Origin of the sequence: Olivibacter sitiensis DSM 17696 (assembly GCF_000427965.1) — a bacterium.
In the GTDB taxonomy this organism is placed as follows: domain Bacteria; phylum Bacteroidota; class Bacteroidia; order Sphingobacteriales; family Sphingobacteriaceae; genus Olivibacter; species Olivibacter sitiensis.
On sequence record NZ_ATZA01000007.1, the window covers coordinates 88,344 to 104,720 of the forward strand.

The 16,377-nt window shown below is 45.3% G+C and carries 12 protein-coding genes; 7 read left to right on the forward strand and 5 right to left on the reverse strand.

Features of this window, described 5'->3' with window-relative positions:
- The first annotated feature begins 2 nt into the window (after window positions 1-2).
- The 3 genes from A37S_RS0105710 to A37S_RS0105720 all read left to right on the forward strand — a co-directional run bounded on the left by A37S_RS0105710 (window position 3) and on the right by A37S_RS0105720 (window position 2,915).
- Entirely contained in the window at window positions 3-1,313 is a 1,311-nt protein-coding gene (locus A37S_RS0105710; RefSeq protein ID WP_028296151.1) for a TolC family protein, read from the forward strand.
- A 193-nt stretch (window positions 1,314-1,506) separates the two neighbouring features.
- Window positions 1,507-2,358 carry an N-acetylglucosamine kinase gene (locus A37S_RS0105715; RefSeq protein ID WP_028296152.1) on the forward strand — a complete coding sequence of 284 codons (852 nt, stop codon included), beginning with the start codon at window positions 1,507-1,509 and terminating at the stop codon, window positions 2,356-2,358.
- Between the two features lie 80 nt (window positions 2,359-2,438).
- On the forward strand, window positions 2,439-2,915 hold the full coding sequence (locus A37S_RS0105720; protein WP_245586322.1) for a glutathione peroxidase: 477 nt from the start codon (window positions 2,439-2,441) through the stop codon (window positions 2,913-2,915).
- A 3-nt stretch (window positions 2,916-2,918) separates the two neighbouring features.
- Here A37S_RS0105720 and A37S_RS0105725 read toward each other — a convergent pair whose 3' ends face one another.
- The 3 genes from A37S_RS0105725 to A37S_RS26120 all read right to left on the reverse strand — a co-directional run bounded on the left by A37S_RS0105725 (window position 2,919) and on the right by A37S_RS26120 (window position 6,329).
- Window positions 2,919-4,139: a metallophosphoesterase gene (locus A37S_RS0105725; protein WP_028296154.1), complete on the reverse strand. Its 1,221-nt coding sequence runs from the start codon at window positions 4,137-4,139 to the stop codon at window positions 2,919-2,921.
- 100 nt (window positions 4,140-4,239) lie between these two features.
- Entirely contained in the window at window positions 4,240-4,929 is a 690-nt protein-coding gene (locus tag A37S_RS0105730; RefSeq protein ID WP_028296155.1) for a response regulator transcription factor, read from the reverse strand.
- Between the two features lie 23 nt (window positions 4,930-4,952).
- Window positions 4,953-6,329: a sensor histidine kinase gene (locus A37S_RS26120; RefSeq protein ID WP_051292756.1), complete on the reverse strand. Its 1,377-nt coding sequence runs from the start codon at window positions 6,327-6,329 to the stop codon at window positions 4,953-4,955.
- Between the two features lie 154 nt (window positions 6,330-6,483).
- Here A37S_RS26120 and A37S_RS0105740 point away from each other — a divergent pair, with 154 nt between their 5' ends.
- The 4 genes from A37S_RS0105740 to A37S_RS0105755 all read left to right on the forward strand — a co-directional run bounded on the left by A37S_RS0105740 (window position 6,484) and on the right by A37S_RS0105755 (window position 11,631).
- Complete coding sequence (locus A37S_RS0105740) at window positions 6,484-7,863, forward strand: DUF4270 family protein (protein WP_028296156.1); 1,380 nt, start codon at window positions 6,484-6,486, stop codon at window positions 7,861-7,863.
- Window positions 7,864-7,888: 25 nt separating this feature from the next.
- Window positions 7,889-8,872 carry a Kelch repeat-containing protein gene (locus tag A37S_RS0105745; protein ID WP_028296157.1) on the forward strand — a complete coding sequence of 328 codons (984 nt, stop codon included), beginning with the start codon at window positions 7,889-7,891 and terminating at the stop codon, window positions 8,870-8,872.
- A gap of 119 nt (window positions 8,873-8,991) precedes the next feature.
- Complete coding sequence (locus tag A37S_RS0105750; RefSeq protein WP_211229728.1) at window positions 8,992-10,902, forward strand: alpha-L-fucosidase; 1,911 nt, start codon at window positions 8,992-8,994, stop codon at window positions 10,900-10,902.
- A gap of 267 nt (window positions 10,903-11,169) precedes the next feature.
- Entirely contained in the window at window positions 11,170-11,631 is a 462-nt protein-coding gene (locus A37S_RS0105755) for an OmpA family protein (protein ID WP_245586323.1), read from the forward strand.
- 94 nt (window positions 11,632-11,725) lie between these two features.
- Here A37S_RS0105755 and A37S_RS0105760 read toward each other — a convergent pair whose 3' ends face one another.
- Window positions 11,726-13,237 carry a SusD/RagB family nutrient-binding outer membrane lipoprotein gene (locus tag A37S_RS0105760; protein ID WP_028296160.1) on the reverse strand — a complete coding sequence of 504 codons (1,512 nt, stop codon included), beginning with the start codon at window positions 13,235-13,237 and terminating at the stop codon, window positions 11,726-11,728.
- A 10-nt stretch (window positions 13,238-13,247) separates the two neighbouring features.
- The gene (locus tag A37S_RS0105765; RefSeq protein ID WP_028296161.1) at window positions 13,248-16,301 is read right to left on the reverse strand and encodes a SusC/RagA family TonB-linked outer membrane protein; all 3,054 of its coding nucleotides are present in this window, start codon (window positions 16,299-16,301) and stop codon (window positions 13,248-13,250) included.
- Window positions 16,302-16,377: the final 76 nt, after the last annotated feature.

The following is a 16,377-nucleotide window of genomic DNA, read 5'->3' on the forward strand; positions in this document are numbered from 1 at the left end:
ACATGAAATTTAGCATTATATTATTCCTAGTTATCTTTGCCCCTACCATTAGCAGCTATGCGCAATCGGACACCTTATACCTCGATGAGGCCATTAGTATTGCTCTTAAACAGAATTACGACATCCAATTGGTGTCCAATGATGTATCCATAGCCAAGAACAACGCCAATATAGCCAATGCAGGCATGCTGCCCAGTGTCAGCGGCAACTTCAATCGCTCGGCAACCAGACAAAACACTACACAAACGCTCCTCAGCGGCGAAACGCGGTCACTGAGTGGTGCCAACAACACCAACCTGCTATATGGAGCTTCTCTCGACTGGACTATCTTTGACGGATTCCAGATGTTTGCTCGCTACGAACAACTTAAGGAGTTACAGAAACTGGGCGAAGCGACACTCAAACAACAGATATTGGATACCGTATTTGAAATTATCAGCCAGTATTTCACAATGGTGCAACAAAAGAAGCAGCTGAAAGCCTTGCAAATGGCTCTTGATTTATCCAAATACCGATTGGAAATGGCGCAAAACAGGTATCAGATTGGGCGGGCCTCCAAACTCGAGGTACTGGCCGCTAGCGTGGATCTCAATACGGATACGACAAATCTCATGCGTCAATCAACTGCTTATAAAAACATCAAATACCGCATCAACGAGCTAATAGGACGTGAGGTGCAGCAAGATTTTGAGGTGGCAGATACCATCAAAATAAAAACTAATCTGATATACGACGATCTCTTTAACCTTGCAAAAAAACACAATCCCGATCTGCAAGCAGCACTGGTAAGCAGAAGGATAGCAGAACTTGACCTGAAACAGGTGAAAGGCCAACGGCTTCCTCAAATAGCGCTCAGCTCCGCCTATACACGCACAAGGGCCACCTCACCGCTTGGCTTTGCTACCCGAAGCGTAGGCAATGGACTCAGCTATGGCGTTACTGCTTCACTAAACATATTCAATGGTTTTCTTCAACGCCGCAATGAGCAAAATGCCGAAATCGAAATCACTTCCAGCTTAATAAATATAGAGAAAACGAATGCCAGCATCAAATCCCAGCTTTCTGCTGCCTACCAGACCTATTTGGTCAATCTGGATCTCGTAGGCCTGGAAGAGAAGAACCAGCAAATAGCCAAGCAGAACATGGACATCACACTGGAAAAATACAGATTGGGAAGTATCACCCCACTGGAATTCCGGGAGGCACAGCGCAACTACGTAGATGCAAGCGTACGCTACAGCAACGCCCAGTTCGACGCAAAAGTATCAGAAATAGCTTTGAAACAAATAGCAGGGGCATTGACCTTTGACTAAGAACCACGCGTATTCTATATATTTCAAAAAAAGCAGCCCTTTTTTCTCTGCCCATCATGTTTTCCGACAGATTTCGTCGCTTGGTTTCAATAGGCAACAAAACCCTAAGGACGAAAGATTAAGGGCATTTGTTTGCAGATAAGGTAGGTTTTCATTAAGTTTGTTTGTTATAATCTAAAGCGTATCTCCACCGATGATATTAGTTGTAGATAGTGGTTCGTATAAGTCTGACTGGATGTTGGAATCGCCAGACAGCAGCCCCATTAGAGAGAAGAGCAAGGGATTAAACCCTTTCTTTACGAAGGAAAAAGAAATTGTCCGAATCATTCAAGGCTTAGATAGCATTACGAAACATGCATCTGAAATACGGGAAATCTATTTTTTTGGTTCTGGTTGTACAAATCCTGACAGAAGGGAAATGATGTCCAATGCATTATCACAGGTATTCCAACATGCATTTATCTCTGTAGAGAACGATCTTATTGGTTCTGCCTATGCTACCTGTGGAAATGAACCTGGCTATACCGCTGTACTCGGTACAGGCTCCAACATTACTTTCTTTGATGGTGAACAGGTATTACCCACCAAACAAGGGCTTGGCTTTATACTTGGAGATCAAGGGTCTGGTGTTTGGTTTGGCAAAAAACTGATTACTTCTTTCTTATATGGTGTCATGCCCGAAGAGCTTGCAAAGCAATTCAGCAAGAGCTACCAAGTCACCAAAGAGCTCGTGATGAAGCATGTTTACCACAAAGGTAGTCCTAATGCCTACCTGGCGTCATTTGCGCCTTTCATGCACGCAAACCAACAGCACCCCTATATCCAAGGCCTGTTGCATCAAGGTTTTGAGCTCTTTATCAAAACACATATATTGCTCTATCCCGACTATCAGCAGCATGTATGCCATTTTGTGGGAGGAATAGCCTATCATTTTCAACGGGAACTAGCTCAGGTGTGTCGACAGTATTCCGTGAATATAGGTAAGATCATCAAAGAACCAATAGAAGAACTATACAATTTCGTTATTGAAAGAGAAACAGCTTGATATTTGTCTGTTATAAGTAGTAAGTTTTAAATGGAAAATAAATTATGAAAGCATTTGTTTTATTAATCGGATTAATCACTATGACTAATGCACCAAGTGTATACGATTTCTCCTTTCAGAGCCTGGAAGGTGTGAAGGTTCCTTTTGAGCAGTTCAAAGGCAAGAAAATCTTGATAGTAAACACCGCATCCAAATGCGGCTTTACTCCACAATACAAGGACTTGGAAACCCTTTCACAAAAATACAAGGATAAATTAGTCGTGATCGGTTTCCCGGCCAACAACTTTGGGCAACAAGAACCAGGGAGCAATGAAGACATCAAGTCGTTCTGCGAACAAAACTATGGGGTCACCTTTTTGATGGCCGAAAAGAGTAGCGTGAAAGGAGACGATATCAGCCCTCTGTTCAAATACCTCACCAACGAAGCTAATGCAAACTTGACTGGGGAAGTAAAATGGAACTTTGAGAAATTTCTGATAGATGAACAAGGACACCTGATAGCTCGCTTTCCTTCCAAGGTCAACCCATTGTCGGAAGAATTGACCAGCAAGCTGTAAAGGTTATCCCTTGCGCAAGGTAATGACCGATATTTCGGGCCAGATGCCTACTCTACCGGAAAAACCGATGAAACCAAAACCTCGGTTCACGTTGAGGAGTTGGTTTCCTTTGCGGTATATCCCTGCCCATTGTTTGTAGATATACTGTACAGGACTCCATCGAAATCCCGGGATTTCCACACCAAATTGCATTCCATGGGTGTGTCCTGCAAGTGCTAGGTGAATATGCTTGGGATGTTTCAATGCTTGTGCCTCCCAATGAGATGGATCGTGCGAAAGCAACACCGTAAATGTGTTCGGTTCCACCTTCGTCATTGCTTTGTTCAGATCGCCATATTGTGCAAATCCCCTGGCTCCCCAATTTTGGATGCCCACTAGATTGATGAATTGGCCGTTCCTTTCCAGTTTCACCTGCTCATCCAACAATAGGCGAAAGCCCATCTCGCTTTGCATTTTCTTCAATCGCCGCAGATTAGTTTCCTTTGCCATGACGGACGGCCATTGCACATAATCGCCATAGTCGTGGTTGCCCAGTATGGAATAGACGCCCATAGGGGCATTTAGTCTGGCGAGGAGTGGCTGCCATTCGTCCAGCTCGATGGATTCATTATTGACCAAGTCACCAGTTAACACTATCAGATCACTCTTTTGGGCATTGGCCATATCTATTCCCCTTTTCACGGCATCCCTATCGGTGAAGCTGCCGCAGTGGATATCGGACAACTGTGTGATGGTGAATCCGTCAAAGGCATCGGGCAGATCCTTAAAACGTAAGGTATGACGATGCACTTTATAATCGTATTTTCCTTTCAACATGCCGTATATAATGGCCGAAAAAGGGATAGCACTAATGCCGATAATAAGCTGGCTGATAAACCTACGACGTCCTTGTCCACTGGATTCCTTACCATAATGGATCACAAAATGTCCCAAGCGATAAATATCCTCCAACAGCAAAAAGGGCAAAGCCACAAGCTTGGGGACTATGGACAGCAATACCAAACCGACAAGCACGTAGCCATACTTTGACGGTATAGCTTTCGTATTGACCAATACCAGATACAGGATAAAGAGTACTAAACAAAGATCCAACAGCCAATACGACCAATGGATAAAGTATCTTGTAGAAGGAGGTAAAGTGCTTATAGCGTTTCGGACAGCTTGGAAAAAATAAAAATCAAGCAATATCCAAACGGGGATGATAAATAATATTCTGCTCAGCATAACGCGTTCGAAAATGAAAGACAGCGAATTTAGTCATTTGAGCAGTTAATCCAACTTTTGTAGCCATCAGTCTCGATAAATGAAAGTGAAATTACATATCTCACATCTCATCTATCATCAATTTGTACCCTTTAGCTCGGATATTTAGGATAGCTATACGTTCATCCTCTTTCATGTACTGCCGCAGTCTGCTGATATAGACGTCCAAACTCCTTCCGTTAAAGAAACGATCATTCGGCCATACCGTATTGATGATATTTTCCCTGGGCAATAGCTCGTTTTTATGTTTGCTGAGCATTTCCAAGAGAACAGCTTCCCGATAGGATAGATTAAATGTTTGCCCATGTCCTATCAATTGCTGCCGCACGGGATCTAGTTCATAGCTACCTATGTTAATCTTGCTTGAGGGCGCTTTAGAAGTACGTTCGTTGGCCCTTTTCGCCAAGGCAGTAACACGAACTACAAGCTCTTGCATGCTAAAAGGTTTTCTCAAATAATCGTTGGCACCGATATGAAAGGCATTGACCACATCATCGGTACTTGTTCTCGCCGTCAGAAAGAGTATGGGAACAGAAAAATTCTCCTTTCTGATCAAACTGGCGGCCGTAAATCCATCCATTCCAGGCATCATTACGTCTAGGATGACCAAGGCTGGTTGCATTCTCCTAAAAGCATCCAATACCTGATCTCCGTCACTAACGTGCAATACATCAAAACCGGCTTCCTCCAGGTTGTCCTTCACAATGAGCGCCAAGTCTTCCTCATCTTCGGCAAACAATATAGAATTCATATTCAAATAATCTATTTCCTTCACTAATGTATTGGTAATTTCAGTATAAAAGTAGCCCCTTTGCCCAATGTGCTCTCTACGGAAACCGTACCACCATGAGCCTCTATAACTTGCTTCACATAATAGAGCCCTATACCAAAACCCTTGACCTGATGCCTATTGCCCGTAGACACCCGGTAAAAGGGTTGAAATATCAGGTTTAAGTCTCTTTTATGAATACCAATTCCATTATCCTTAATCTTTATTTCCAAATAAGTTTCCATAGCGCGGATCTCAATGATGACTTCGGGGCTGCCGTCGGCATATTTAATGGCATTGTCCAGGATATTGTTCATCACATTGTGCATATGCAAGATATCCATCGATAAAACAGGTACATCCCTCTCTTGCCAGTACTGAATAGTCAACCTATCGCCATACATGGCTCGCTTCTCCTCCACTATCTCCTTGATAAGAACAGCCATGTCTACATCGTCCCTGTGTAGCTCAACGCCGTTGGATTGCCAGTAGGCGATTTCGAGCACTTGGTCTATAAGCTCGGTCAAGTGTGCGACCGCTTTTTGTCCTAACCCCAGATAGCGCGCTACTTTCTTATTGTCACGCAAATTTTGCGGCTTTTCCAGAGTATCCAGTGCTGCCATTACCGTAGCTACGGGGGTGCGCAGCTCGTGGGTCATATTATTGACAAAATCATTCTTAATGTCCGACAATCGCTTCTGCTTGATGATCACATACAACATATAGATTAAACAACCTACCGTTATGACCATTAATAAAATAGACGCGCAAAAAGGCCAAAACAATTGTCCCAACATCCAAGGCAATGGGGCATTAAAGCTGAGCTGCAGAAACACATGCTCATCCATATCAATCAACATGGGGTTAGTATGATAACTGTAACCCGAGGCTGCTGTAGGTAATAGGAAGAAGTCAGTTGATAGATTGGATTTAATAGTGTCCAATTTACGATCTAGCTGGCCCAGACCCTCTACCTCAAGAGCCACGTGCAGGTCGTTCTCAAAAACCTCTTTATGGAAATGTTGCATAGTCATTTGCTCTCCCATCGGCGACATAGGTCTTCGAGGCATCCTCTCCCTATCAATCCTTGGCATCAAAGATCTTGGCGGCCGAGCGTTGCGCCTATCGTCCCTAAGCCCATTTCTTCGAAACATAGGCATAGCTCCTTCCCTATCCATGGGACCAAATTCTCCAAAAAATTGCTTTCTAAAAGTCTCGAAAAAAATTCTGTCCACCATACCCCTCAACCTGTCCTCTGTATTGGCATAATTGGTATATAACCAAAAGCACTGGAACAGCACAGAGCCCAGACCAGCCAAACACATCAGTATCAGCAAGGGTCTGAATTTGGAAGGTATCCAATATCTAAACGCAAAGTTCATAGTCTTCCATCTGGCTTTTTCACAAGGACAAAATTAACACAGGTTAAATGGTTTTCTGTTTACTTAACCATTTTTAACAATTTGAAACAGTAATTAACACTACTCCTGACCACCTTTGCAGCAAATGATATCACATAAGCTAACAACACTAGACATGTCCGTAAATAAGACGTATCGCATATTGATTTTTCTGCTCATATCATCGGTCTTTATGGCTTGCGAAAAAGAGGGGATCGTGAGCCTCAGTAACAGCATAGATGGCATAGGAGCGGAAATAAGCGATACATCTACCGTGCTGGTATCCACTCACCAGTTTTCAGAATTACCTTCCAGTAACAAGGAGGTAATACTCGTAGGAGCCGTCAATGATGAACTGGGAACAGTGACAGCATCCAGTTATTTCAGAATAGGCAACAGTGCCATAAGCAGCATCGCGGGAAGCCTACCATCGGACGCGCAATTCGACTCGCTATCGCTGGAGTTGCCGTACAACACTTATTACTATGGGGACACTACACAATATCAAACCATCGCCTTGCATAGGATTACAGAAGACATGGCTTTAGTGGAAGTTTCCTCTGCGCTTGAGAGCGACGAGATACCAGTCTTCGTAAGTGGCAGTGCCCTCTATACAAACAGCACGTTTGAATACGACCCAATACCTCTCGGTAGCACTAGATTTCGTCCAAAACCCAGCGCTTCTACAGGTACCAGTACCGATACACTAATGATTAAAGTAAATGGAGAATTCGGGCTAGATCTTTGGAACAAAATTTTGGCTTATGATGTAAGGACAACGGATAGTGAGCAGTTTCTCGATTACCTGAAAGGCTTTGTTTTGTTTCCGTCCAGCGATGCGCAAAGCATTACCGGCTTTTACACCGATTCCTTGACGCTAAGGCTACACTATAGCTACTATGGATCTGACGGAATGAAAACCCATTCCTTCATCAGTATGAAGATAGATGACAGAACCTATCAATTTAACCATATAGAGCACAATAGACAAAATAGCGAAATCAGCACCCTTGAGGCCAATGTGGAAGGCTCCATTAGTTCTACCGAAACCGACAACAAAGCCTATATACAAGGCTTGACAGGTCTGGTCACTAAGATACAGTTTCCTTATATGGACGAGATGATGAACAGAAACGACCTCATTCTCAACAAGGCAGAGCTGATCATAGAATCGCCCAACAAAAATCAGGATATCTATCCTTCCCCCAGCTCATTGGTACTTTTGGTATCCAATGATTATGGCGTGCCTTCCTCCCTGTTGCCAGTGAGCTATGAAACAAGCACTCAAACCATCGGCATTCAAAAAGCCACTATCGGCAGTACGGCCACTAACAAATACACATTCGATTTGACGGAGTACATTAGCAACTACAGAAGTGCCACAAACAATGCAAAAAAGATCCTTTATCTAAGCTTGCCAACCAGCGACCTCACCGCTACGGTGAACCGTTTGGTCGTGGCCTCCGGACAGGGTAAGCCCTTAATAACGCTTAGAATGATTTATACCAAACATTAACCCTTTAACATAATAAACAAATAAAATGAACAACAAATGGATTAAACTGACCTTGATGGTACTCGTCATGCTGACGGCATATTCCTGCTCTTCTGATGACGACGATGATGAAGATGACGAGTGGACAAGGAGTGTGGACTTCGACGGTCTTCCGCGCGGGGCAGCCGCAGGCTTCATGATCGGCGACAATGCCTATCTCACCACGGGATATGGTGCCAATAGCAATAGGTATGTGGACACCTGGAGATTCGACAACAGTACCACAACCTGGCAGCGGCAGGAAGACTTTCCTGGCCCCGCACGCAACGGTGCAACGAGTTTTTCCGTGAACGGCATAGGTTATGTGGGCCTGGGAACAAACGGCACTGTCATGTACAAAGACTTTTACGCCTACAATCCCACCACAAATACATGGAGCCAGATTGCCGATTTCCCTGGAACAGCACGCTATGGATCGGTAGCTTTCGTAGTGAACGGCGTGGCCTATGTGGGCGCAGGACAAGACATTGACCAGCAAGACTACAACGATTTCTACCGCTATGATCCCAATTCCAATACTTGGACACAGATTAGCAGTACGCCTATGAAAAGGGCTTTTGCCTTTACCTTCGTTATCAACAATGTGGCTTATTTGGGCGGAGGCACCAACAATGGCGCTTATGTATCTACCTTTTACGCATTTGATGGCAACACTTGGACAGAGAAAAATCCTTTGAGTGGTCGTACCGATGACTATACCTATGATCTGCGTCGCATCAATCCGGCCGTGTTCGTCATAGGCGGTTATGGTTACATTGCGGGAGGTACCATGAGCTCTACCCTGAGTTCTACATGGAGATACGATCCCAATAATGACTATTGGATCGAGCACGATGCCTTTACCATAGGTGGCGCTACCGCAAGGGCACAGGCCTACGGCTTCAGCGTAGATGGTATAGGCTACGTAACCACCGGGCGTAGCGGGAGTCAATCTTTTGATGATACGTGGAAATTTATCCCGCAGCTGTAGGCCTTATACACGATAAAAATTTATTTTAGCGGATGGATAAATTTGGCTTCTAAGCCGCTTTGCCATCTGCTTTTTTGCTTTTATTTGTGCATATTGCAGGCGTAATTACCAAGTTAATCATGTTCAGCATAAAATCCGCCTTTTTATCTATGGCTACCTTGGCCCTCTGTACCCCTTTAGTTGCCCAAGATCTTGCTGATGCACCAAAACCTTTTGGTGCCTTGCCTAGCGAAAGACAAATCAAATGGCACGAAACCGAGCTGTATTGCCTCATACACTTTACACCTACTACCTTTCAGGACAAGGAATGGGGATATGGAGATGCCGATCCCAAAATATTCAACCCCAAACATTTCAATGCCGAGCAAATTGTCGGAGCGGCAAAAGCAGGAGGTTTCAGGGGTATTATTTCGGTGGCTAAGCATCACGATGGCTTTGCCCTTTGGCCCACCAAAACTGCCAGCTATAACATCAGTGAAAGTCCATTTCGCGATGGAAAGGGCGATATGGTCAAAGAATTTCAGCTAGCTGCCCAAAAACTGGGAATGAAATTTGGCGTGTACTGTTCTCCTTGGGACAGAAACAATCCGGACTACGGAAGCCAAACCTATGTAAATACCTATCGCCAACAGCTGAAAGAACTCTACAGCAACTATGGGCCGCTATTTATGAGCTGGCACGATGGTGCCAACGGTGGAGATGGCTATTATGGCGGACTGAAAGAGAAAAGAAAGGTCGATCAATCGACCTATTATGACTGGATGAATACCTGGGCCATCACACGCGAGATGCAACCAGATGCAGCCATTTTCAGCGATATCGGCCTCGATGCTCGTTGGGTAGGCAATGAGAAAGGCTTAGCGCCCGAAACCAGCTGGTCTACCATTACGCTTCGCGGCAAAGAAGGCAAAGCGCCCATGCCAGGCTTTTTGGACGACAGCAACCTAGGGGAAGGCACGCGTCATGGCGAACGGTGGATCGGCGTAGAATGCGATGTTTCCCTGAGACCAGGGTGGTTTTACCACTCCTCTCAAGACAATCAAGTAAAAACGCCTCAACAACTTTTCGACCTGTATTGCAAAAGCGTGGGGCGAGGAGGGGCGCTCGACCTTGGGCTATCGCCCAATATGGATGGACTGCTCCACCAAAATGATGTAAAAGCCTTAACAGATTTTGGCCTATTGCTGCAATCTGTCTTTAGCGACAACTTAGCCCAACATGCCCGCATAGAAGCCAATGAAACAAGGAACGACCATCAAGCACGCTATGGCGTATCCAACTTGCTGGATGCGGACCGCTATAGCTATTGGGCCACTTCAGATGGGGTGCACCAGGCGAATCTCGTGGTCGAATTCCCAAAGGAACAAAAGTTCAATATTATCCAAATGCGCGAAAACATCAAACTGGGCCAACGACTAGATAGTGTAGTGGTGGAGCAATGGCAACAGGGGAAGTGGGTAGCCTTAGCACACGCCACTAGCATAGGGGCCAACCGCATCATCAGGTTAGACCACTACGTGCATACAGACAAGATTCGCATTAGCTTATACGCCCCCGTCAGCATTACGCTCAGCGATCTAGGAATATATGCGGAACCTGCATTGGCCACTCATGCCTCCACGAGATCAACAACAAGCATAGACCGTACAAATTGGACTATCACACCCCGCACCCTCATTGGAAAGGCGAGCGATGTCCTTGACAACGATGAAAACACCTTTGCTCTCTTCGAAGGAAATGAAATCACCATCATCTTGGATCAAACAATCCCCGTGGCCAGGTTGACCTATCTGCCCCGGCAAGACGGCAAATTGCAGGGTACCATTAGTAGGTATAAACTGCTCGCCAGCAGTGATGGAAAGGACTGGCAAGAAGTGGCACAGGGCGAATTTGCCAATATTAAGGCCAACCCAATAGCACAGACCATCCTACTTAAGGAAAACTTACAAGTTAACCAACTAAAGTTGGTTGCTTTGGAAACGTTAGATGGAAAAGTGACACTATCGGCCGCTGAGTTATATGTAGAATAAATAGCGGTCAATTAATTATACGGATTTTAGAGATATCCGCTACCGCACATGGCTATCTTCTCTGTTCGCAAATAACTATTTAACAATCTATTAAACCAATAATAGCTCTTTCAAAAAGAAACTTATCCAATTTTTCTTGGATAATAAGAATATACTATCTTTGATTATCTTAAATAGCATAACAATTGTATGAAAATCACAAGCAACAACTTTCTTATTTCATGTTTTATCTGCGCGGGCATTTTTGTATCCGCCTGTAAATCTAAAATGGTCGTAAAACCAAGCGCCGAGGTAGAACAGGTACAAAAAGAAGAACCAGTGGAAGAAAAAAAGGAAGAGCCAGCTCCCGTTAGAAAGGAAGAACCAAAACCTGAGCCTGTAGTAGAAAAACCGAATTTAAATTTCAAGAATATCCTGTTTGAATTTGACTCAGGCGTACTGAAAACCGATTCCTATGCCGTGCTAGATGGCATCGCCAGAGAGATGAGAAAGGCTCCGTCCACCAAATTTGTCATTGATGGACACTCCTCTGCAGAAGGTACGGCAGAATACAACATGTCATTGTCCATAGATAGGGCCAATGCCGTAAAAATGTACTTGGTCAATGCCGGCATCAGTCCAGACAATTTGAGCACCAAAGGCTATGGCGCTACAAAACCCGCTACTTCCAACGATACGGAACATGATCGTGCGCTGAACCGTAGGGTAGAGATCAAAGTAGTAAAATAAGAGACCTATTGCCATTCCTATAAGACAAAAAAAGGGGGTACAGTTTATAGCTGTTCCCCTTTTTGCGTTCGAATGCGGAGTATCACCCCAGCACCTAATCGTTATCCCACCATACGCTTCCTGTCAGCACGCCTACATCTCCTTGGCTTGTGGCATTTGCATTATTGGTATTTAGTTCGGTCTCCGGATACATGAAACGCCTTGGGTATGCCCCTGGCGTAGGAGACGTCACCGAATTGGGAAAATCGGGATATCCCAGACGACGTTGGTCATGCCATGCTTCGATATTGTTTATGCCGTTCAATGCCAGCCATTTTTGTGTAATGATTCTTTCAATCCTATTCGTTGCCGCATCCAAACTGACTGCTGCCTGAGCCACATAGGAAGATATATCGTAATTATTGACGTTGAACAAATAATTGAAAGAGGCCTGAATACCGCTATTGTACAGGGTAGTGCTATTGGTACTGATCCAACCGCGTTCTGCAGCCTCGGCTTGCAGGAAATAGGCCTCGGACAATGACATGATAACCGTCGACTGGTTAAATGCTTTCAAAATACCCGCAGGACTATTTCCATTCTCAACAGGACCTTTAAATGCAGAGGTATTCAATGCGGCGTATTCGTCGGCTACCGTGTTTTCTCCAAAAACAACCCCCTTATAGTCTCCACTCACAGCCACGTAATTTTGTGCCAAACGTGGATCGTTATACTCCTTATACTTTTCGATAAGGTATTGGGTTGGGCGGATAATGGCGTAGTTGTTAACCGCTACACCGGCATTGTTGCGATAAAAAGACTCGTAAAAGGGATTCAGCTTGCCAGATGTATTCAGATAACCCGGATTGACCGCTGCGTTATCACTTAAGAAGCCAGACCCTTCCTGGTTGATTTTTGCGATCTCTTGATTGATATAGCCTTCCCTTCCCGAGACTTCTGATTGTCTCAATAGTGCCCTAAGTTTAAGGGTATTGCCAAATCGCACCCAGCTGTCCCTATCGCCTCCAAACAGGATATCGTCGTTTCCCGGTACTATGGATGCGGCTTTTATGTCGGCAATACCTTCGGTAATGAAGTCCATGGATTTCGTATAGACTTCCTGACCGGGTTCATAGGCCGGCTGCAAATAAACAGACCCCCGTAATGCCTCCTCGAAAGGAACATTATTGTAAAAGTCCACCAAGATGAAAAAGTGGTAGGCCATCATTATTTTGGCAATACCGGCATAGAACAAGGAACTTTCTGCAGTTGCCTGATCCAGGATCTGCTTATAATAGAACAAAGTGGTAAAGGTAGATTCCCAAACCGGAATGCCGTCTCTGGTATCCCTGATGGCCGGACCGTTATAATTCTTCAATGAGCTAAAAGAACCCACGCCTTCGTTTGAAGTCCCCCAGTAGCCTCCCCATAGGCCTCCTATTTGATTCAGCTGGGTCGCCTCATAACTCGCAGATGAATTCAATGCTGCCGGAAGTTTGACGTTCAAACCCAGATTTTCGTCGGTCGGCGCATTGGGGTTGTCATTTACGTCCAGAAAATCATTGCACGCAAGAAACGCAAAGGAAAGGACCGTCAATAGGCCAATTTTTATATATTTCAATTTCATCACTTTTTAATTAAAAGGTTACATTAACATTAAAGCCCATAGATCTCGACGTCGGAATTTGCCTAAAGCTAGAGTACCCATCCGTTTGATTGTACAGGGCCTCTGGATCACCTATCCGGTTAGAGCTGTGGCGAATGATAAACAGGTTGTTGCCAACGAAACCTATACTTGCCTTTTTGATCAGTTTCTGTCCCGCCAGCAGCTTACTAGGCAACGCATATCCAACATACAGTTCCCTGAGCTTCAAATAGTCGCCCTTAGCGGCCGTTACCGTTTGAATGTTGCCATAGGCATCCCACCAAGCCCTGTCGCCCTGCGAATACACGTTGGTATTTTCAACAATGGAGCCATCGGCCAAACGTACCATGGAGTTTGGCATGATGAAAGGCTGGCGATCGTACTGTACCGTCTCTATATGGGTACCTGCGGTGTACATGCGGGGAATGACTTCCGAGTACATCCAGGCTCCAAGCCTAGTATCTACCTGGAATCCGAAAGTGATTCCTTTATATTTAAAATTGGAATTGAGGCCAAATAGATAAGGCGGAACCATGGTACCCAAGATCACTTCTTCTTCGGAAGGAATCACATTGCCATTTTGATCTAGAACAATTTTGCCATCCTGCCTCAGGAAATCGGTCATGCGCAAAGTGGGATACTGCTCGCCAACGATGGCATATTGTTGCCTAAAGATAGTAAACTCATTTCCTGTGTACAGGCTGAGCGCCCTGGTTTTGGTATAGGTGAAGTTCAGGCCCAAATCCCAAGAGAAATTCTGCTTTTTTATAAGGGTGCCATTCAATGCGACCTCAATGGTGCTGTTAATCATCTGCCCTGCATTGACCGTGGTACTGCTAAAACCTGTGGCACGCGAGGTCTGCGCATTGAAAATTTGCCCATCGGAATCCGAATAGGCATATGCGATATCTGCATTCAACCGGTTATGGAAGAAACCCAGTTGGGTACCGACCTCAAAGGAACGGACAAATTCGGGGTTGATCAATGCATTGGGCTCCGTTGACGAAGGGATATAGCCCACTAAACTACCGTATGGAAATCCCGTGGCCTGACTATAGTTCAAGTTGAGCGCATAGGGGTTTAATGTCACATTGCCTGTCCTGTTGAAGGAGCTGTAGAGACGCCCATAGTTCAAGAAACCATTGGACTGAAGGCTGGGGATGGCATCGGTAAACACGAAGGACGCACTCACGCCCGGAGAGAAATAATTGTTCCGGTCGCGGTGTAGGACAGATACCTTGTCATTTCTCCCCGTAAAGGTCAAGAACAAATAATTCTTATACCCGGCCGTAAACTCTCCGTAGGTTGCTATGGACCTATATTTTGTAATGGTAGACCCACCGCCAAGCTCCCCGGTACGCGAGTCTTGATTGAATATATCGTCAAACAGCAGGTTGTTGGCCTGCACGTTGATGCTCTTGGTATTGTCCATTCTCATATTCTGCCCCACCAATAACTTGGTAGAGAAATCGCCAAAATCCTTATGGAAACTCAGAATGAAATCATTATTGAACCGGTTGAAATCGCGATGTGTATCGTTTACCGTTCCGTTAATATTCCTGCTGGCCACTGTTGACACCAGCTGACGGTTGGTCACGCGGCCAGGTTCGGACTGTAGGTAAAGACCTGTCCGGTTAATTACGTCCAGCCAATCCGTCAACTCATAGCTCAATTCGAGCCTGGTATTAAAGGTATGCTGATCGAACGTATTGCGGTTATTGTCGGCCATAAAGATGGGGTTTCTTGCTCCCGATACCGGCGTGTACCAGTTCAATGGATGGTTTGGAGAGGTCGGGTCTTCCCAATCCCTGGCCGCCTGGTAATCGATATTGGCCGGTTGCGCATATACCGATGCCCAAGGGCCGTCACTGGTCGTATTGTTTTTGAAGAATACGTAATTCATATTGAAAGACGTGCTCAACTTACCAAAACGACGAGAACCATTAAATCGGGCACCGGTCCGGCTGGATTTGTCGCCGGGAATAACGCCGTTGATCCGCACATCTTGTAAAGACAGGAAATAGGCACCGTTCGCATCGCCACCGGAGAAGGAAAGGTCATTTTGAACGGTGATACCCGTATCAAAGAAACCCAAACGATTATCTTCTGAAGGAGCGGCATACAACTTTGTCGGTTGTACTCCATTGATCGGAAGCCCAAAATCCCTAACTTCACCATCAAACCTATCGCCCCATGACTCATTGGCCGTTGGACTATACAGGCCATTCTGTCCCTGGCCAAAAAGTGTTTGCTGTGGCGGAAGGAGGAATACATTCGCGAATGTCGTATTATTGCTGAAGCTCACTTCCCCGCTACCCGATTTGCCAGACTTAGTGGTAATCATAATCGCCCCATTGACACCTTCCGAACCGTACAGGGCGGCTGCGTTTGAGCCTTTCAACACCGTAATATCTTCGATATCATTAGGATTTATACGTGTTATATCGGGCAAAGGGACACCATCTACCACATAAATCGGGTCGTTCTGGTTTCTATTTAACGAACGTGTACCTCTTAGGCGAATCTGGATCCCGGGGTCTGTTTTACCGGTCGTGAGGTCAGTGGCGTTCACCCGTAGGCCGGCCACCTTGCTGGATAGGGCCAATAAAGGATTTACTACTTTTCCCAGATTCAGCTCCTCATTGCCCACGGACTGAGCCGAGGTGCCCAGCTCCCTCGCCGATCGTTTGATGCCCAGCGCACCAGTCACTACGACTTCGGACAAGTCCGTGATTTGTGGGCTAAGGGCAATGTCCAAAACCCTGTTTTCACCTATTATGACAGCTTCGTGCGAGGCATAGCCTATATAATTGACTACCAAGGTTTGTCCTTCATCTGCCCGAAGCGAGAAAGTACCGTCTTGGCCCGTCGTTGTACGCTGTCCTGTTCCCTTAACCGCTATACTGGCACCACTTATCGGTGCACCGGAGTCTTGATAAACCACCTTTCCCGTGATCTGCCTACGCTGTTGCTGAGCCATCGCCCCAGAGCCGAGGCACAGTAATGACACAAAAATCAAAATTGGTAATAGCTTTCTTCTATACATCTCTTGTTTGATAAATTAGAATACGATTAGAATTAAGTAGGGATTATTTAAAATAAGTCTAATTAACTTAATTTAG